At 59.8% G+C, this 18,936-nt stretch carries 18 protein-coding genes and 2 pseudogenes; 8 read left to right on the forward strand and 12 right to left on the reverse strand.

The genetic code is table 11. The annotated features are described in order from the left end of the window. Positions 1 to 269 precede the first annotated feature (269 nt). Both X265_RS41170 and X265_RS41175 read right to left on the reverse strand, forming a co-directional pair. A complete protein-coding gene (locus X265_RS41170; RefSeq protein ID WP_308421718.1) occupies positions 270 to 902 on the reverse strand; it encodes an EAL domain-containing protein in 633 nt (210 codons plus the stop codon). Then, on the reverse strand, positions 787 to 1,380 hold the full coding sequence (locus tag X265_RS41175; protein WP_244659436.1) for a GGDEF domain-containing protein: 594 nt from the start codon (positions 1,378 to 1,380) through the stop codon (positions 787 to 789). The genes X265_RS41170 and X265_RS41175 overlap by 116 nt, the downstream gene beginning before the upstream one ends. Before the next feature lie 640 nt (positions 1,381 to 2,020). Here X265_RS41175 and X265_RS03645 point away from each other — a divergent pair. The 6 genes from X265_RS03645 (at position 2,021) to X265_RS03670 (ending at position 5,828) form a co-directional block, all read left to right on the forward strand. Further along, on the forward strand, positions 2,021 to 2,506 hold the full coding sequence (locus X265_RS03645) for a response regulator (RefSeq protein WP_128963666.1): 486 nt from the start codon (positions 2,021 to 2,023) through the stop codon (positions 2,504 to 2,506). Further along, positions 2,503 to 3,489, forward strand: a complete 987-nt coding sequence (locus X265_RS03650; protein ID WP_128963667.1) for a sensor histidine kinase — start codon at positions 2,503 to 2,505, stop codon at positions 3,487 to 3,489. The genes X265_RS03645 and X265_RS03650 overlap by 4 nt, the downstream gene beginning before the upstream one ends. 278 nt (positions 3,490 to 3,767) lie before the next feature. Next, complete coding sequence (locus tag X265_RS03655) at positions 3,768 to 3,998, forward strand: DUF6894 family protein (RefSeq protein ID WP_128963668.1); 231 nt, start codon at positions 3,768 to 3,770, stop codon at positions 3,996 to 3,998. A gap of 315 nt (positions 3,999 to 4,313) precedes the next feature. Further along, a complete protein-coding gene (locus X265_RS03660; protein WP_128963669.1) occupies positions 4,314 to 4,514 on the forward strand; it encodes a hypothetical protein in 201 nt (66 codons plus the stop codon). A gap of 864 nt (positions 4,515 to 5,378) precedes the next feature. Continuing rightward, a complete protein-coding gene (locus X265_RS03665; RefSeq protein WP_128963670.1) occupies positions 5,379 to 5,564 on the forward strand; it encodes a hypothetical protein in 186 nt (61 codons plus the stop codon). Positions 5,565 to 5,600: 36 nt separating this feature from the next. Next, the gene (locus tag X265_RS03670) at positions 5,601 to 5,828 is read left to right on the forward strand and encodes a hypothetical protein (RefSeq protein ID WP_128963671.1); all 228 of its coding nucleotides are present in this window, start codon (positions 5,601 to 5,603) and stop codon (positions 5,826 to 5,828) included. Between the two features lie 172 nt (positions 5,829 to 6,000). Here X265_RS03670 and groL read toward each other — a convergent pair whose 3' ends face one another. The 3 genes from groL to X265_RS40295 all read right to left on the reverse strand — a co-directional run bounded on the left by groL (position 6,001) and on the right by X265_RS40295 (position 8,901). Continuing rightward, the gene (gene groL, locus X265_RS03675) at positions 6,001 to 7,641 is read right to left on the reverse strand and encodes a chaperonin GroEL (protein ID WP_128963672.1); all 1,641 of its coding nucleotides are present in this window, start codon (positions 7,639 to 7,641) and stop codon (positions 6,001 to 6,003) included. A 136-nt stretch (positions 7,642 to 7,777) separates the two neighbouring features. Next, positions 7,778 to 8,092, reverse strand: a complete 315-nt coding sequence (locus X265_RS03680) for a co-chaperone GroES (RefSeq protein ID WP_128963673.1) — start codon at positions 8,090 to 8,092, stop codon at positions 7,778 to 7,780. Positions 8,093 to 8,682: 590 nt separating this feature from the next. Continuing rightward, the gene (locus X265_RS40295; RefSeq protein ID WP_164938411.1) at positions 8,683 to 8,901 is read right to left on the reverse strand and encodes a hypothetical protein; all 219 of its coding nucleotides are present in this window, start codon (positions 8,899 to 8,901) and stop codon (positions 8,683 to 8,685) included. A 43-nt stretch (positions 8,902 to 8,944) separates the two neighbouring features. Here X265_RS40295 and X265_RS41180 point away from each other — a divergent pair. After that, a pseudogene (locus tag X265_RS41180) lies at positions 8,945 to 9,109 on the forward strand (transglutaminase family protein); the annotation flags it as partial. A 2,323-nt stretch (positions 9,110 to 11,432) separates the two neighbouring features. Here the strand turns inward: X265_RS41180 and X265_RS03705 are convergent. The 3 genes from X265_RS03705 to X265_RS03715 are packed head-to-tail and all read right to left on the reverse strand — an operon-like array spanning position 11,433 to position 12,292. After that, on the reverse strand, positions 11,433 to 11,711 hold the full coding sequence (locus X265_RS03705) for a DUF1488 family protein (protein ID WP_128963676.1): 279 nt from the start codon (positions 11,709 to 11,711) through the stop codon (positions 11,433 to 11,435). Positions 11,712 to 11,738: 27 nt separating this feature from the next. Then, complete coding sequence (locus tag X265_RS03710) at positions 11,739 to 12,035, reverse strand: hypothetical protein (RefSeq protein ID WP_128963677.1); 297 nt, start codon at positions 12,033 to 12,035, stop codon at positions 11,739 to 11,741. After that, positions 12,032 to 12,292 carry a hypothetical protein gene (locus X265_RS03715; RefSeq protein WP_128963678.1) on the reverse strand — a complete coding sequence of 87 codons (261 nt, stop codon included), beginning with the start codon at positions 12,290 to 12,292 and terminating at the stop codon, positions 12,032 to 12,034. The genes X265_RS03710 and X265_RS03715 overlap by 4 nt, the downstream gene beginning before the upstream one ends. 355 nt (positions 12,293 to 12,647) lie before the next feature. Here X265_RS03715 and X265_RS03720 point away from each other — a divergent pair, with 355 nt between their 5' ends. Then, positions 12,648 to 12,992, forward strand: a complete 345-nt coding sequence (locus tag X265_RS03720; protein ID WP_164938336.1) for a hypothetical protein — start codon at positions 12,648 to 12,650, stop codon at positions 12,990 to 12,992. Between the two features lie 118 nt (positions 12,993 to 13,110). Here X265_RS03720 and X265_RS42200 read toward each other — a convergent pair. The 4 genes and pseudogenes from X265_RS42200 to X265_RS03740 all read right to left on the reverse strand — a co-directional run. Beyond that, positions 13,111 to 13,346, reverse strand: a pseudogene (locus X265_RS42200) (site-specific integrase); the annotation flags it as partial. 190 nt (positions 13,347 to 13,536) lie between these two features. Then, positions 13,537 to 14,865, reverse strand: a complete 1,329-nt coding sequence (locus X265_RS03730) for a glycoside hydrolase family 130 protein (protein WP_128963680.1) — start codon at positions 14,863 to 14,865, stop codon at positions 13,537 to 13,539. After that, positions 14,865 to 17,150, reverse strand: a complete 2,286-nt coding sequence (locus X265_RS03735; RefSeq protein ID WP_128963681.1) for a glycosyltransferase family 4 protein — start codon at positions 17,148 to 17,150, stop codon at positions 14,865 to 14,867. The genes X265_RS03730 and X265_RS03735 overlap by 1 nt, the downstream gene beginning before the upstream one ends. Continuing rightward, on the reverse strand, positions 17,147 to 17,929 hold the full coding sequence (locus tag X265_RS03740; RefSeq protein WP_244659437.1) for a class I mannose-6-phosphate isomerase: 783 nt from the start codon (positions 17,927 to 17,929) through the stop codon (positions 17,147 to 17,149). The genes X265_RS03735 and X265_RS03740 overlap by 4 nt, the downstream gene beginning before the upstream one ends. Positions 17,930 to 18,936: the final 1,007 nt, after the last annotated feature.

Below are 18,936 nucleotides of genomic sequence, written 5' to 3' on the forward strand. Positions count from 1 at the left end.
AGGCAGCAGCCACGCTGCTGCGTATGGCGAGGACAACAAAGGACCCATCGGTTGCGGCTGGCTTGGTTCAGCGGGCGGCCGACCTTAAGGACCGGACCGGGGAGCTTCCTCCCGATGACATTGCGTCCATGGCGGAAGAACCGCAGAAGCCTCTAACGAGGAACTGAGTCCGCTTCAGTTCAGTTTGCGGTTTTCAGCCGGCCCGGCCGATGTGCACGCGACCACGGAGTTCGCAACGAAGTCGCCGAGAAGGCCCAAAAGTATGCCCGCTACGAGGCCTCTTCCAACTCTGGCTCAGGCGCGCTCGTCGGACTCGCTTGCGCAGCGAGACTTCGGGGCCGGCCGATCAGATAGCCCTGCATCTCATCGCAGCCCTCTTGCAGCAGAAGCGACATCTGCGCCTCGGTCTCGATCCCTTCCGCGAGCACCGGCACGCCAAGTCCGTGGGCGAGGCCGATCACGGCCCGGACGATGGCGAGCGACCGCTCGCTATGGCCGAGCGCGGCGACGAACGAGCGGTCGATCTTGATGCGGTCGAGGGGGAAGGCCTCCAGGTACGACAGCGAAGAATATCCAGTTCCGAAGTCGTCCAAGGCCATCTGGATCCCGAGCGCCTTGAGGGACTGTATCGTTCTCTTGGCGCGCGCGATGTCCTCGATCAGGACACCTTCGGTGATTTCCAGCTCGAGTAGTGATGCCGGCAAGCCGCTCTCGCGCAGCGCCTTGCGAACGTGCGCGTCCAGATTGTCTCGGCGAAACTGCGCGGCCGAGACGTTGACCGCGACCCTAAGGGGCTGGAGCCATGATGCCGCTTCCCGGCACGCTTCCATCAACACCCAGTCGTCGATCTGCGCGATCGAGCCGCTCTGCTCGGCGACAGGAATAAACTCTCCGGGCGGAATGACGCCGCGAACCGGATGGCGCCAGCGCCACGAGCGCCTCGTAGCCCTTCAGCGTGCCGTCCCTATGCTGCTGCGGCTGATACTCCGGAAAGAGCTCGCCCCGCTCGACAGCCACCCGCAGATCGTGCTCCAGCGCCCGGCGCTCGCGCAATTGCTGATCCATGGCAGTCGTGAAGAGCCGGATCGCCCCTCTGCCCTCATGCTTCGCGCGATAGAGGGCGGCATCGGCCAGCAGCGAGACGGCGTTGTCGGCGTCTCGCGGATACAGCGCGACGCCGACGCAGAGGTCGATCTCGAGGGCGTGGCCGTCGACCTCGATCGGCCGCTCGAACTGCGCGCGCATCCGCGTGGCCAGCAGTTCCGCGCCTGCAGGCAAGGGGATCTCGTCGGTGATGCCGATGAACTCGTCGCCCCCGACCCGGGCCACGTAGGCGCCCTGCGCTTGGTGTCCATCAAACCGGCAGCAGCTCATGGCCATGCCCTAAATTAGTTAGCAACCAACCGAGAACGGGAACCTTAATCTGGCGGCATCACCGAACTTGGCCCTGCGCGTGAGGTGCCGGTGACTGAGAGAGACGCGCGCTCCCGCCTTCGAGGGGTGCGCCATGAGTACGCCGAGGCAGCCTCTGCCACCGCGAGAGCCGCCTAGCCATTGTCCGATCTGCGATGGCGTCCCTCGGTTTTATCTCACGCTTCCGGACACAACCAAAGGCACCCTAGTGAACGTCTATCGTTGCCGAGAATGCCACAAGTTGATCTGGGAAGCGTAAGGGCCGTCTTAGTTGGGTCCGTCTCCATTGATCTAACTCAACGGTCTGGCCCGGCCCGGGACGACCATTTCGCTATGTCTGAGCACGACAAACAGAGCGAGGTGAAAGAGCCCAAGCCATCCCGGCTGGAGGAGGCGCGGCGCGTCATCGAGGAATATGCCGCCGATCTCCGAGAGCTTATCCAGAAGCTACGTCGTAAGATGAACTAAGAACGCACGCTCCGAGATTGCGGCCAAATTTGACGCGATTGGCCCTGAGCAGAGCTTGGAAGATCAGAGCTTGGGTTGGTTCCATAAGTGGCTTCTCATTGAATCTAACTGTCATGGGTGCTAAGCGATTGAGCCGCTGATGACAATTTTTGGCAGTCAGCGCTTGAGAGAAGCGGTTTTGACCGCACTGCTCCCGCCGCCCAAGGCATGGGAGTCTCGCGTGGAAAATTCTGTTGTGGTGCTTGTGGTCGAGGACGATGCGCTCGTTCATGACCTTCTCGGCGAAGCACTCGTGGATGGCGGCTTCAGAGTCGCCCAGGCGTCCACAAGTACCGATGCACTCGCCATGCTTGAGGCGCCGGAGGCCGCCTATCGAGCCTTGGTGACCGACATAAATCTAGAATCGGGACCTAGCACGGGCTGGGACATCGCGAAGCGTGCCCGCGAGCTCAACTCGGGGCTCGCAGTCGTCTACATGACCGGCGACAGCGGGCATCAGTACGCTTCGAACGGGGTGCCAAACAGCATCATCCTGGCCAAGCCATTTGCCCCAGCACAGTTGATCACTGCGGTTTCCCGGCTCCTCAATGAAGCTGAAAACGTTGGAGCAAGTGACAGCAGATGACCGGCTTAGTCTGGGACGTCAACAAGCTCCGGATCGCGACAGACGCGGCGGGCATCGCTCTCTGGTCGTGGAACGTCGATACGGATCAGCTAGAGCTAGACGAGCGGGGATATACCCTTTGGGGGATTCCGAACACCGGAACGATTACTTTCGAAGCGCTTTCTGCGTGTATCCATCCCGAGGATCTTGATAGAGTACGAGCCGCCTTTGCCGCGACGCGGGATATGCTCGGAGCCTATGAAACAGATTTTCGTATTCTATGTGACAATGAAGTCCGTTGGATATCGGCCCGAGGCAGGGGTGACGATGAAGGCATTGTCGAAAGGGTCATGTATGGCGTATTCATCGACGTAACCGAAAGAAAGAAAGCAGAAGAGGCTCGCGAAATGCTTGCGGGCGAAATGAATCATCGGGTGAAGAATATTTTTGCAATCACTTCTGCGCTGGCAATGATATCGGCCCGCTCGGCGACCACAAAAGAAGAGATGGTGCAGGACCTGCACCAGCGCATATTTGCCCTGTCAAATGCCCACGACATGATTCGCCCTGATGCCAGCCAACAGAATCGGGCAGCTCCGCTTGGACACCTTTTGGATACGCTGCTGAATCCATATGCAAGCAAGCATTCGGAAACAGAGCGGGTTCGCATCAGCACTCCCCGATTGCTGGTAGGGGAAAAAGCTGCCACAGCCCTTGCGCTGGTCGTGCACGAACTGGCCACCAATTCGATCAAGTACGGAGCGCTCTCGACCGCGAATGGTGCGCTTGACATAAAATGCTGCGCGAGCGCGGGAGCGGTAGAGCTCATTTGGAGCGAAAGTGGTGGACCGTTAACTCATAAGCCGTCCGGTCCGTCAGGATTTGGAACCAAACTACTTATGAGTAGTCTCCGCGATCAACTCGGCGGGGCTATATCGGCGAGTTGGCCGCCCACTGGAGCGGTAATCACACTCACCATGAGCGAAGCTCGGCTCGGCGGTTAGAAGGTCCGTCGTGGGCCGGGCCTAAGCGGACCTGCAACGCAACCGTACCGGATGCTTGCTTATGGCCCGAAGGGAAGCTCGCGAAGGGGATCCCCAAGGTCAGCTGTAGGCGTTAGGCGAATCATGGCCGAGACGAGCTAAATCGACGGGATTGCGCGTTAAACGACCTGCGGTCAAAACCTGCTGAGATTGTTGAAACCCGATCGATTTGCTAAGCCGATGCGGATAGGAACGACTTAACAAAGGTTGCATTGCCCTTCTAAGCGAAGGACCAAACCATGACCCGGTACTACTTCGACATCCGGGACGACGCTGGCCTTTGGCCGGACGAGGAAGGCTTGGACTTCGATACTCAGCAAGAGGCGGAGGTGGAGGCCGCCCAGTCGCTGGCTGGCTTAGCGAAGGAATTTGCCTCGATACGACAGGACGTTGCGGTCGAAGTACGGACGGACATCGAGCGTGTGTTTCAAGCCGCGTTCATCTTCGACAGAAGCACAACGAAGCAGTAAAGCTTGGCAGCTTCTCATCGCGTTGCATGGCAGGACTTTCAGGCTGTGCCGCGTCCAGGTCGCGCCTAGTTCTTGCGGGGCGCTTGGACCGTCTTAAAAATCTCGCCGTTGGCATCCCGGACGATTACGGTACGCCCGGTGTGCTCGTCGACCCGCGTGGCGATCGGGCGTAATGACTGCATCGTTTTGCCGTGCGCAGTGTCGGATACCTTCTCCAATCTCGCGACTATCGGGATTGGGCGCCGATGCAAACGATCAAAAGCTGGCCGCGGCTTGCGCGGCGCCATTCATCCCTTGAAACAGCAGGAAGTTTGAATGAGTGAACGACTTGATACGTTGAGGAAAGCCCGTGAGCGCATGATTGAGGAAAGGGACGCGCATGCGAAGGTGCTGGCGGCTCCCTTCGATTGGGACAAGGCCGAGCGGGCACGCAACAAGTTTGTCGAGATTCAGGTGCTGGTCGATGCCTTGGATCGCGCCATCAATGGAGAGGAGATCGCTTCGCAAAGAGGCTGATTCGCGGTGGCAGCGAGGCGCAGAATCGACTGAGAAGCCCGCGCTCGTTTGTATTGCTCGAAGCGACGGCGCTCCGATTTCACTCGTCGAGCGAATTGCGCGGCAGCTTGTAATTCACGGTTAGCAACGTATCGTTCGCGTAGTCGAAAATCAGATTGTCGAGTTCTGCCATTTCGGCCCGCATGGCATTACAGCAGAAGATCATCCATCTATTGGAGACCGGCCCCTTACAGATTGCGTGATAGAGTTCTTTGGCATCGATTATGAGACTGCAGCCTCCCCCAGCTGCGGCTGCGTCCAATCGAGACCGAATCTCCTGCCTGAACCGATCGGTTGAGATCATCACCTAGTCTTCGACCTGTTCAAAGGCATCTGCACCCGCGGCATCTACGACGACATGAAGACGGCGGTTGAGACGATTTTCGTCGGTAAGCGCGTCTCTACAATCGCCGATTCACAAGCTGCATACGAGGGTCGATTCCCTTCGGCCCGCTCCATCTCGTCTGTCGCGCGTTATCAACCTGTTGTAGCCTGGATGCTGCTCTTCTGGCGGCTTTCCCTGTCTATATTCTACAACACTTCTACAACAAGCGCTCTCCATTTTGGTAGTTTTGGAATGACTTGGTTCAATACGGGGCCGATTACACGATGCCCCCGAACGTGAATGAGCGATCCAACGCAGCACAGCTGCCACGTGGCGTGCAGATTAGTGAGTCGCCCTAACGAGCGTTATGGCCGCCAGTCGGGGGGAAGAAGTTTCAAGTCGCCGCCTGTGCGACAAACGTCTATTATGGGCCCCAGAAATGATTTGGGCAGCCAATGTCTGGATAGCCCGGGACCAACCGTGGGTGCGAGGATCTGGCAATGACCAAACTGAAGCGCTCCGCCGAGCAACAGGTGGCGGATGAAGCAGACCGAAAGGCGCAAAACCCCGTTGGGGCGCGGCAAACGATAGCGGACAGCCACGCCGATCCGGCTTTCCAGCAAAACCATAAACGTCTCAGGGCCGAGCGCCTGGCGCGAGAGGCCCGGCTCAAAAGCAAGAATTGACCCAACCCATACAAGCGAAGCATCAGATCGAAAAAGATGACAAAAATATTTGGTGAATACGAACCGCCCAAACCAATCAGTAAAGCGGAGCGTGAAGCACGCAAGGCCTTCCGCCAAGTCGACGCGGAGAAGGCCATGTCCGAGCACGCGCTCGCCGAGAAGGCCTTTGCCCAGAATCGAGAGCGATTGAACGCCGAGCGGCTGGCACGGGAAGCCGTAGCGAGCCCGGTGCCAAAGAAGCAACCCAAGGCGAAGAAGAAATGAACCGGCACGGACGGCTGCAGAAGTTGTCCTTGCTGGGCTCACGATGAAGCAGGCGACTTGGTGCCGATGGCAACGAAATACCTCCAGGGAATAGTGAAACGTTGACCGATAGATGCAGGAAAGGCCCGGGACATTGCTGCCGGGCCTTTGTGCGAGTGCCTGAGCGGCGAACTTAGAAGTCCATGCCTCCCATGCCGCCACCGCCAGGCGGCATGCCGCCAGCCGCGTTCTTCTTCGGGACTTCGGCGACCATCGCTTCGGTGGTGATCAGGAGCGCCGCAACGGACGCGGCGTTCTGGATCGCCACACGCACCACCTTGGTCGGATCGATAATGCCCTTCGAGATAAGGTTCACGTACTCGCCTGTCTGAGAGTCAAACCCGTAGGCGTAGGTTTTGCTCTCGAGGATCTTGCCGACGATCACCGAGCCGTCTTCGCCGGCATTGATCGCGATCTGGCGAGCGGGGTAGGACAACGCCTTGCGCACAATCTCGACGCCGGTCTTCTGGTCGTCGTTCTTCGCACGCAAGCCCTTGAGCTGCTCGGAAGCACGGAGCAAGGCGACGCCGCCGCCCGGGACGATGCCTTCCTCGACCGCAGCGCGGGTCGCATGCATCGCGTCATCAACGCGATCTTTGCGCTCCTTGACCTCAACCTCGGTCGCGCCGCCGACGCGGATCACCGCGACGCCGCCCGCGAGCTTGGCCAGACGCTCCTGCAGCTTCTCGCGGTCGTAGTCCGAGGTGGTTTCGTCAATCTGCGCCTTAATTTGATTGACGCGCGCCTCGATGTCAGCCTTCTTGCCGGCGCCACTGACGATCGTGGTGTTCTCCTTGTCGATCATCACCTTCTTGGCCCGACCGAGCATCGCAAGCGTCACATTCTCCATCTTGATGCCGAGATCTTCCGAGATGGCCTGGCCGCCGGTCAGGATCGCAATGTCCTGCAGCATGGCCTTGCGGCGATCGCCGAAGCCCGGAGCCTTGACCGCCGCGACCTTCAGGCCGCCACGGAGACGGTTGACGACGAGAGTAGCGAGCGCCTCGCCTTCCACATCCTCAGCGATGATCACCAATGGCTTGCCGCTCTGAACAACCGCTTCGAGCAGCGGGAGCAGCTCGTTGAGCTGAGACAGCTTCTTTTCGTTAATGAGGACGTAGGCATCATCTAATTCCACGCGCATCTTGTCGGCATTGGTGACGAAGTACGGCGAGATGTAGCCGCGGTCGAACTGCATGCCCTCGACCACCTCAAGCTCGGTCTCTAGCGACTTGGCTTCCTCAACGGTGATAACGCCCTCGTTGCCGACCTTCTTCATGGCATCGGCCAGGAACTTGCCGATCTCGGTGTCCCCATTCGAGGAGATGGTGCCGACTTGAGCGATTTCCTCGTTCGAGGTCACCTTCTTGGAGTTCTTGACGAGGTCGGCGACCACGGCCTCGACCGCGAGGTCGATGCCGCGCTTGAGGTCCATCGGGTTCATGCCCGCAGCCACCGACTTGGCGCCTTCGCGGACGATCGCAGCGGCCAGGACGGTGGCGGTGGTGGTGCCGTCGCCGGCCGCGTCAGCGGACTTGGAGGCGACTTCGCGTACCATCTGCGCGCCCATGTTCTCGAACTTGTCCTCGAGCTCGATCTCCTTGGCGACGGTGACGCCATCCTTGGTGATGCGGGGAGCGCCGAACGACTTGTCGAGCACGACGTTGCGGCCCTTGGGCCCAAGCGTCACCCTGACGGCGTTTGCGAGAATATCCACACCGCGAAGCATGCGATCGCGGGCGTCGACGCCGAATTTCACTTCTTTGGCGGACATTATGATCCCCTTGGGAACGGATGCTCATGCGCAGGCCCGAAGGACTTCTGGGCAATGAGATCATCTGGTAGGCTTGACCTCGTCCTGCGAGTGACCGACTGCGCCGGCTGCTCAGGACGGATCGGACAACGGCAGATTACGCCGCCTTCTTCTTGGACTCGCTGACCTCGAGCACGCCCATGATGTCGCTCTCCTTCATGATCAGAAGGTCTTGGCCGTCAATCCTCACTTCGGTGCCGGACCATTTGCCGAACAGCACGCGGTCTCCGACCTTTAGGTCGATCTCGGTCAGCCTGCCGGCTTCGTCGCGGCCGCCGGGGCCAACGGCGACGATTTCGCCTTGCGAGGGCTTCTCCTTTGCATTGTCGGGAATGATGATGCCGCCCTTGCTCGTTGCTTCGGCGTCGACGCGTTTGACCACCACTCGGTCGTGGAGCGGACGGAATTTCATGAGTGCCCTCTGTTCTATTTTCGGCCCCAGCAGTCTAATCTCGAGACTGCCAACCTTCTGCAACTATGTCCGCGCGAGCGACATACAAGACATTGCCGGAGCGATATTCGGCGGCGAGTGGTCTGCGTGAGAAATCGATAGCTATTTGCTGGGAAAGCGCGCACGGTGCCTTAGAGGCCAACGGCTTACTTTGTGCGTCCGCGCTGTGGCTCGCGGATGCGCAACGCGATGATGCGAGCGGGTCTCATCAGTGATTTTCTGGTCGATCTCGCGGTTGTTATCATGAAAGCCCGGGCTCGTGGCAAAGGCGCACTACGTGCCCGAGCTTTGCGCGAATCCTAGCGCTGACCGGTATGTACGATCGGAATCTGGTCGCCTCGGCACTTCTGAACCTCACGCCGCTCGCCGGCGAGAACTGAGCTGGCGCGAGCTGGTGGCCAACGAACAGGAGTCCATTTCGGGCTCTCAACAGAAAGAGTTTATATGCAGAATCTCTCACCGCGGCACGTCAAGTCGGAAGAATCCATTCGGCTCGGCGTGGTTTCCGGATGGTATTCGACCAAAGTCAGTGGAACGTTTGTGTCCGGTCCTCACGAGTCGGAGGCTGATTGCCTGCGCAGGATCGCCGAAATTAATCCTCCGCCCGCGAAGCGTAAATAATTCGATCTCTGGAGCTGCCAGTAAGAGCACACAGTTAACAAATAGCCGACACTGCAGAGCAACAGTTCATCGCGCAACAAGCCCGTCAGGAGGGTGATCGCAAGGGCTAACAAAGCAACGATCAGGAACGCATATGGAGTGCCGGCCATGTTCGCCGCACCAAGAACAGGCAGTGATGACGCGGCTGTCGTCTTTGTCAGGTGCCGCTGGTACACATTCGACGCACGACAACAACACTCCGCGAAGTGGCCGCGTCCTGATCGCTAAGGCCGCGATGCGGCAGATGTTCCGATCGTCAAAACTTTCGGACCTAACACGCTCGTCAGCTTCAAGGTCTGGACTGACGAGCTTGTGTAAGCACTGATTGAGTACCAAACGGGCTGAGATTGATCTCGCTAATTGGTTAGAAGGCTGCTACACGGTTCGCATCACCGCACGCTACTTGGCTGTTATCGGTGACTGAGAGCGTTGCGCTCCCGCCTCAACCCAAGAGAAGGCGGTCAGATGTTAAATTCCGACAAATTCGACATTCGAGAGTGGCTCGTACCACCTTTATTGGTACCGGCCTTCCTTGTACTGCTGATTGCGGTGACGGCCGTTTTATAGCGGTATCCGTTCAATCACCCTACGTCAGAACTGCAAACCGGGGCGTTGAGTCAGTTCAAGCCAAACGGGAGCCCGAAATGGCAAACACGGCAATCATCAGGGACGCTTATGGGGTTCCGGCAATCTTCGTTGGTTCGAAGACCGGCCGGGACGATGCGCCCTTTGTTTTCGTGAGGGTCGGAGGTGAGGAGCGCCGAATGCGTTGGTCCGAATGGGATGCTCTTCCGGCCTGGACGGGCGAGAGCCCCACCTGGGCGAGCAAAACCAAATAGCCATGGAGTGTCCAGCGTGAGGATGGTTCGAACCGGCACATGCACCGCGGCGTTCTTGCTTGCATCAGTACTGGGCATATTCACACCAGCGGCTTTTGCCGCAGAACCGAACTGCCGCGCGATCGAAAGCATCAGCGCACGCCTCTCCTGCTACGATGCGGCATTTCCTCCAAAAGCCAGGAAGCCCGCCGAAGCTGGCATCGACTCATCGTCAGGCTACAAGGATCCATTTCTTGCGGAGGAAGCCCGAACCGCCGCGAAGCTCAAGAATATTTGCCGCGGTTGCTGAGTTTCGCTTCCGAACATGCGCGTCAACTGAGAGAGCCTGAAGATGACGGACGATGATGCTAAAGTTCGCAGAGTTGGCCGCGAACGAAAGCGCGCTCTTCATCTGGCGGGCACGGTTTTGGATGGGAAGGCAGACCGCTCCGCGAGTTTTAAGGACCAGTCGGCTAGAAAGCAGGCCTGCTTGACGGGCCAGCGGAATTCACAGCGGTCCGCGTCGATCGTTCGAAGAAGACTCCAAACGATGCTGAGTGACCGAGGTTGGTCGACGCGCGCGGTTGCTCAGCACGCAGAGTCATGATGGTGCATGGAACATCAGGGCGTCAAATACACTGTGGTCCAGACGATCAATCCGCCCGGTTGGAAGTGGTCGTTTGAGCGGGAAGGTCGCTCACCCCGAACCGGAATTGCCTTCAATCGGGCGGAAGCTGTCAGCGCAGCGGAACGAGCAATCAGCCAAACGATCAGAGATCAGCAACGGCAATAGTGGCGACCGGTTTGCAGCTCTTGCTTCAATATCAATGGAGGAGGCGCCGTTCTCGGCATGTTGCCTTCCGGTGCCGGCCTCGCCATGGCGCAAGTGCGGGTCGCAAAAGCTCGCAAGCAGGCGGCGGAGAATTGCGAGAGAGTTGCTCCCGGCTTGTACCGTTACAGACCATCGATTAGCTCCAGCAATCGCAAATGTTCCCGCCTAGGATACGAACAAAGCGCTCGCTATTCGGCACATAGCGGCGCACTATCTCATTACCATCGAGCGGCCCATAGCATCTATCGCTGGTGTGGACGCAAGCTGCGCTCCCGCTCACCCCCGCAGCGGAGCGTTAGACATGCCGGCGAGACGGTCTCCAGTACAATCCCTGACATTCGAATACCGCCTCGCGCAAGAGGCGATCAATCTCCGCCTACAGGCCAACGGGATGCCTGCTGGCGTCCGCCGCACGGAGCTTCTGCGAAAAGCCCGGCAGATCGATGTTGCCGGGGAGATTAACAACTGGTTGTCCTCACCGGGACTACAGCCGCCCACCTGAATTTTAGTCTTGTTCTTGACGGACGTATTGAACTTCAGCATGCCAAGTGGAGACAAACCTTTATCGGGATTTTACTCTCACCCTCCCGGGGCTGGTAAGCCGCCGCCTGCGCTTGATTTAAGCGGGCGGCGTTTTTGCTTTGAGGTCGTAAGCCATTGGATGCGTCATCTAGCGGCCGATGGTGACATATGGCTTTTTAGGAACGCCGCTCGAAGATCGGATTTAAGCTTAATCACCTTTCCAAATCCCTGGGCACTATCGGTGACCGAGAGCTTGTTACTCCCGCTCGAAGTGGTGGGATGCACATGTGCAATAAGTGCGACCAGATAGACAACGAGATTGAACATCTTCGCGTGTTGATATCACCTGGGATGGACACCCTTAGCCTGGCGATGATCCGATGCGCCATCGAATTGCTGGAAGCCGACAAAGCTACCCTTAGGCATCAAGGCAGCCCGCATACATAAGTGTGCCTTCTTGCAGCCCTGCCTAAGGCCTGAAATCGATGCCTCGCAGCACGATGCCGGGCGGGGTGCCTTCGAACTCCGTAGCGCGATATTTGATTGCCGTGCTCGCTTCGATGCGGTCCCGAAGGCGGATGAACTGGGCTTCCCGCTGCTCGGGCCGGACTTGCGGGCCACACTCAAGATAGTCCATCGCAGAGGTCGTTATCGCGCAAGGAATCTCCTTGGCACCGTCGTGCATCGAGAACCGTACGATCATTCGGTCGTACTCGTGACCGATAAAGCGGCCGCTGGTCAATGTCATAGCCTGCTCCAGTACGCTTTAGCCGCCTCAGCACTCCCCGCCGAGCCGGAGGAAATCGTCGAACAGCGCCGATACCAGAGCGCGGTGGCGCGTGTCCTCGGCGGGGAGGCTCGCAACGTAAAGGTTGAGCAGATAGCGCGCCTTCACCGCCGCCTCAGGCCAGGAGGTGGCGGGCACCGTCATAAGGCGGTTTTCGAGATCGGACTCGCGTTCACGCAGTTCCCTGACATTGTTCTCGACCTCGGCCAGCGCGCGGCGCAGGTCGGTGGCCTTCTGCGCGGCCATGCCGCGGTGCTTGTCGAGCTCGACCGGGATGTCGGTCATCGGCGCTCCACATCGGCGCGTTGAGCGTCCGCGAGGTCGACCGAACCAATCGAGCGCACCTCTGTCGCGCCCCGCACCGCTTCGGACGGCACCGTAATCATGGTGGCGACACGGCGCCAGACCGCAAACGACAACCCATCGATCATCTCTTCGTCGGTGACGACCTCATAGGGGCCCGCCGGCAATTCCCGCGCGATGCCGCGGATGTGGAACGGATGCCTGAATGTGACGGTTTCCCGCCGCGAACGGATGGTCATGCGCGCCTGCCTTCCTGCGATAGCCGCCCCAACCGACACCGGCGATCACGACCATGCGCTCTGAACAGGGCAATAGCCAGCACTATCGAGGCCATCGTGCGCGCGGCGTTTTAGTCCTCGCTATCTCCTTGATGCAGGCGTAGGCTCATCCGCATCACCGCATGTTCTGCTACGGCATCGACCGGTGACTGAGGGTCACGTGCGCTCCCGCCGAGAAGCCAGTCACTGAAGCACGACTTCGTCGTGCTCGTGCAGGAGCATGCGATGCCGCGCTTTCGTGCCTCGGAATGGATCGTTCCGCCCGTCATCGTTCCCTTGTTCCTTCTGCTGCTCGTCGCGGCGGCTGCCCTGTTCCATGGCTAGGCCGATCCGCGTGCCCTACCTCGTCACCGGAACGAACGAATATGGCTGCGCCAGTCACGGCCGGGGCAGCCCGACCCTCGCGCTGAGGCTGGCGCGAAAACTGCTGCGCGACGGTTACATGGACGTGCGCGTCTGCACGCCGCGCGGTCGCGTGCTGCAATCTGACGAACTGGACGAACTCAAACCTCAAGAGGAGACCTGCATGGCAAAGGGAGAGCAACGCGGCAATCGCGAAGCCAAGAAACCGAAGAAGGAGAAGGCCAAGGTGATCGCTGCGGCGCCAAGCCGCAAGGAGGCCGCCTGGCAGCCGGATTTCGGGCCGGCAAAGAAGAAATAACGGAAGGTCTCCTCGTACGGACTGGTGCGAACCGACGATCTCAGCCGGCATCACCATCTTCTGGCCCGAAGTGGTCTGCGAGGGCAGAGCGAAGCGCGTCCGCTCTGCCTTCCAGTCGGACGTCTACCTGTTCTGCCATCGCCAGGGCATCGTCGACCTCGATGCTGAGATGGCGGACGGTACACTCGATTTTCGTGTACCCCAGAAGAAGCTGTACGCTCGCAGGTTGCCGGTTCGGCGATAGATCGAGGTCGCCTTGGTCCGGCGACGGGAATTCGTCCCGAACAGGTGCGGGTCGGGTCCGATGTCAGCGATCCAGTGAGATAGGAGTCGGGCATCCTGGCGGGTCGTCATATCGCCAGATCAACTGGGCCTGGGCATCGCGGTCCAGACAAATTGCATGGCGGTTGCCGACCGAATCCCGGGCGATCGATGACGATATCCCTGTAGCTCTCGGCTGACATTGAACGCCTGAACGAATAGCAGGTCTCCAAACTATGGGATTCTCCCTCGAACGGACAAATCGCACCGGGCGACGCCAGATTTAAGACATGGCCTGCAACAGCGCGGAGACCTTCATCGTAGCGAAGTGCGAATAAGTGTCGGAGACAGCATACGGCAGAATAATCCGGTCGTTATGCGCTATCGCTCCGCAGGTGTAGACGACATTGGGAACATATCCTTCGCGCTCGGACGGCTCGGGCCGCAGCAGCGGTTCGCTCGAACGCGCCAGCACCTTGGAGGGGTCGCACTTGTCGAGCAGCGCCGCGCCGATCGAGTATTTTCGGACCGGCCCGACACCGTGCGTGAGCAGCAGCCATCCCTCTTCCAGCTCGATGGGCGATCCGCAATTGCCGATCTGCACGAACTCCCATGGGAATTGTGGTTTCAGGAGGACTTGGCCACCTTCCCATCTGTACAAATCATCCGAATAGACCAGATACAGGTTTTCATTGTCCTGTCGCGCGATCATGGCGAACTTGCCGTCGATCCTGCGTGGAAACAGCGCCATGCCCTTATTGCGGGCGGCAGTGCCATGCAGCGGCGACATCCGGAACGAGATAAAGTCGCCGGTCTCGATCAATTCCGATCGGATTGCCGTACCTTGGTAGGCGGTGTAGGTCGCGTAATAGGTCTTCCGGCCGCCGTCGGTGAATTCGACGAAGCGGGCGTCTTCGATGCCATGCGACTGCGAGGCTGTGACGGGAAAGATGACGCGCTCGCTGATGTCATGATCCGGCCTGAAGGCGAGCTCTACCTCGTCGCCGATCGGCCCTGGAACGAGATGCCGAATCTGCGGACTTGAAGCGAGCCGAACCGTCGGTTCGACATCAATGCTGCCGTCAGAGGCGATGGTACCGGTGCGAAAGGTCAGCGACGACACATGTCCTTCGCCGACGGCACGCAGGCTGAGAATGAAGCGCAGGCTGCCTGCCGGCGTCCCCGACTGGTCGGGGTGTGATACAATGCTCGGATTGAACAGCGCCGAGGCTTCGAACGAATACTCATTCATGAAGTAGGCGCCGATTAGCTGGCGTTGCACGCTGGTAAATCTGCAATGCGCTGCCAGCGCCTGCTCCATCTCGTCGGCACGAAGCTCGAACGTCTCGAGCAGGTTACGATGCCTGCCTGCGAAGTTTTCAAGCACGTCGGCCAACTGGCGCGCCGCCTCCTCCGCATCGAGGTTGAGAACGCGCTCGACGATATGATTGGCCCGGGTCTTGTCGGTCGGGTTGAGATCGCGCGGTTCGGTCGCTGGCTTGAACGGGCGCACGATGACGCGCGCGGGGTCGGGGCGCAGATGGAGCGCCTGCCGGTTCAGAAATGTAGTGTGCAAAGGCGTGCCCTCGATTGGCCGGAGCGGATGTCGCATCAAGCTCCGACGGCGCATAGCGCCACGGGATCTGTCAGGTTAACACTCACACGGGCAAGCTGGCGAATCTCGGCAAGCCCCAGAAGATAGCACACCACCGATTCTCCCCCGCGATTTTCATTGGCCCGGTCGGGATGAAGTCCATCGCGACAACTGCCGGTCTCGGTATCGACGAGCGCAACCGAAAGGTCATTGCTGCCCAGGAACCAGGCGAAAACGTTGATTGCTTCAGCCTTCCATTGGGCGTTGTCCTCCGCGCGCAGCGCGGTTAGGCAGGCCGCGATGGTCGCGGTTGCTTCCACCGGCTGCTGATCGAAGGCGTGAGGCGGTCTCCGTTGTTCGCCGAAACCGGCGGTGCCGACCGGCCGGAAATGCCCCATCGGAGACGTTTGCTGCGTCATCAGCCACCGCAGGGATTTCAACCCGGCGTCGATATAGCCGCGGTTTCGCGTGGCCAAACCAGTAACGATCAGAGCCTCGGGCAGTCGGGCATTGTCATATGCGAGGCCTTCTTCGAACCAGATCCACTCCGGCGTCTCGACCGACTCCAGACAGAGCATTAGCCTGTCGGCCAGAACCCGCCGCAGGTCGCGGGCGCGGCGATCGTCGGGAATTGCGGCGCAATAGGCGTCGAGGCCCAGCAGCGTGAAGGCCGAGGCACGTGGCGAATCGAAGGATTTCGCGATCGGCAACGCCTCGGTAAATAATGCCGCCGCCCATCGGCGCCGGGCGCCGCTGGCGTCCCTGCGCGCACATTGGCCCAATGCCCACAAGGTCCGCCCATGGCTGTCCTCGGAGCCCTTCTCTTCCAGCCAGGTGCGGTCGTACCCCATGAAGTTGCGAAAGCGGCCGGTATCCGGATTCCACGCATGCTGGACAAAGGCGGCAAACCGGCCCGTTAAAACATCAGTCAGCGGCTGCTCGCCCGGCTCGTTGAGGGCGCAGGCCAGCAGCAGCGCGCGCGCGTTGTCGTCGACGCAATAGCCATGCAGCCGATCCGGCACCGAATGCACGGCATGCTGCAGCAGGCCGGTGTCATCACACATCGACAGAAAATGGTCCGTTTGCATAGCGGGCGCCACCGGAATTTGCGATGCGTCCGCGGCCATCGGGTCGCGCGCAACCGCATTCAACCAGTGGCTCTGCCGCCCGTTCGCGAATGTCGCCATGTACCGCTCGGCGGTCCGTTCCCATGTCATCGGACGACTGGCCGCATAGGCCTGCTCGCGCATGGCCTGCCGGCGCGGCTTGTCAGTCAGCAACTCCGCGATGGTGCGCCCGGTCTCAGGAGCGTCGTTAAACGCAACGAGCGCGCCGCGTCCGTCTTCCAGCAGCTCCCGTGCGTGCCAGTACGGCGTCGAGACAACCGCCTTACCGAGGCCAAAGCTGTAAGCCAGCGTCCCTGACGTCATCTGCGCCTCGTTGAGATAGGGCGTGACGTAGATGTCGCACATCGAAATGAACTCAAGCAGCGTCGCCTGGTCGACGAACTGGTCGAGAAATACGACGTGATCCTCGACGCCGAGCTGGCGCACCCGCTTCATCAGGCTTTCGCGATAGGCTTCACCCTGATCGCGAACCAGATTGGGGTGGGTCGCACCGAGTACCACGTAGACCGCCTCGGGACATTGCTTCAGAATCGACGGCATGGCGTCAATCATGATCTCAATGCCCTTACTGGGGGATAACAGGCCGAACGTCAGAATCACGGAGCGGCCGCTGAAACCGAGCCTGGCCTTTGCCGCATCGGGCTCGACAAACGGAAAATCGGGGATGCCATGCGCGATGATCTCGATCTTTTCGCCCGGCACGCGGTAGACGCTGCAAAGCAGTTCGCGTCCCTTGCTGGCCATCACAACGATCTTTGAGGACATGTCGACGATACGATCCATGATCGCGCGTTGAGCCGGCGTCGGCTCCGACAGAACGGTATGCAGCGTCGTCACCACAGGCATGGAAAGACGCGACAGAAGTTCGAGAATGTGGGAACCGGCTTCGCCGCCGAAGATGCCGAATTCGTGCTGCAGACAAGCAACATCGAACCGGCCCGCGTTCAGCAATGCTGCGGCGCGTCTATAGGATTCGATCGAGTCATCCCTGATCTGCAGGGCGACCGAATCGGGATAGACGTAGGCTTGGCCGTGATCGGTCATCGCCACGATGGAGGCCACGAGATTTGGCCGCGAATTCGCGATCGCGCGCTGCAGGTCGGTAGTGAATGTGGCGATGCCACAGCGGCGCGGCAACGAATTGCCGATCAACGCGATCCTGCCGAGCGGCGTCATGTGCGCACCTTGGAAACGCCGGTGGATTCGGGAACGGGGGTCGAGCCAAGGAGATCGATCGACGGCTCGCCCAGCATCTGCAGCAGGCCAGCAACCGGAGCAGCCGCCGGATAGGCGACCAACGTGGTCAATCCATTGGCGCCGACCTCGATACTAGCGCGGCCGCCGTTGGCGAAGACCGCCTGTCCAACGGATACCGCCTTCAATCCGATCGCCGCGTGACCGTCGAGGACAAGCATCCACGTCTCCCGCTCAGCGAGTAGGGCCCAGCTCGAGCCCGCTGGCAGCTGAAGTCTTTCGAAGACGAAATACCGGCTCGCGACAAGAATCGTCCGTTCGTTGGTCAGGCGTGCGACACGACCGCCGGATCGAAGCGGCCCGGCGTTGGCGACAGCGACAGCGTTGTCCTCATGCAATTCGCGCCCTCTGCCGTAGTCGAACAGCCGGTACGTCGCGTCACTATGCTGCTGAATTTCGACCAGTACTATGCCGGGGCCAAGCGCGTGGATCGTGCCGGCGGGGATGAATACGACATCCCCTGTCGCAACACAGCGCCACTGCACCAGCTCGACGATCGAGCCGTCCCTGATCGCTGCGCGCAAGTCCTGCGGCGTCACCCGATGTTTAAGGCCAATGCCGATCTTTGCGTCCGGCTTTGCGGACAGGATGTACCAGGCCTCGCTCTTGCCATTCAGCATTCCCATCGCGCGTGCGAACGTGTCATCCGGATGGACCTGGATCGACAGTGGTTCGTTCGTGAACAGCAGCTTGAGCAGCAAGGCAGGCTTCGACGCTCCCTCGTCGGCTCGCTCGAACCACAACTCTCCCACGGCATCTTGGGTGCCGTCGATGCCGCTCCAGGGCCGCAGATCGCTAACACCCCAAGGCTTGTGGACGACCCGAACGGAGGCGTACTCGATGGGCATATGTTGTCCTGACCCCTTACGCGCGCGTCAAGTCGACGCGCCGTCGGCCGATTTCGCTGATGTGAAGCTAAGGCGTCAGAACTGGGACTCGCTCCGGGGCGAGAGCCGGTCTGCTCCAAGAGCATATGGCTACGCTGACAACGGATAACAACCGTTGCGGTGAGGAATGCGTTCAGTTTGCGCGCCGGGCCGACGTGTTATCAAAACGGAGAAGACCACATTCGAGCGGGCGTCGGCGATAATGTCGCATTCCCTATCATTTGTTGCGCTTTCGCTCGACATTGCTACGGAAAGGGAGTCTGGTGTACCAATCACCGTTCATGCTTGGCGTCTGCCCGTCACTGAGAGCGTGTGCTCCCGCCACAACAAGGCGGTCGACAGTCCGGCATCCAGAAGACGATCTGCGGGAGTGGCTCGTGCCACCCATACTGCTCCCGGTGTTCTTCGGCTTAGTTGTCGCTGTTGCGGTCATCGTTCAATGGTGAACGAGAGGTCGTCATGAGCAGGCGCGAATATGTCGCGGAAAATTCCGTACGTCCATCCGATCGACCCGTTACTGAAGAGCAGAAGGCCTTCCGCAAGAACCTAGAACGATTGCGAGCTGAACGGCTCGCGCGCGAGTAGGCGAAATCAAGCGATGCTTGAAATCAGCAAGCTATGGCAGAGCACCAGCGGCAAAGCGCAGATGCTATGCTCACTATGAAAGCTCATGGCATAGCGCAGAGCGATAGCAGACTTAGACATGCCATTAGGAACCTTGGTCCGCATGACTGGTTCTCGGTCTATCACCGTTCCCGTACTCGGCAATTTGCCGGTGACAGAGAGACGCTGCGGCGCTCCCGCCAAATGGAGCATTGGTG

The organism is Bradyrhizobium guangdongense, assembly GCF_004114975.1.
Lineage (GTDB): Bacteria > Pseudomonadota > Alphaproteobacteria > Rhizobiales > Xanthobacteraceae > Bradyrhizobium > Bradyrhizobium guangdongense.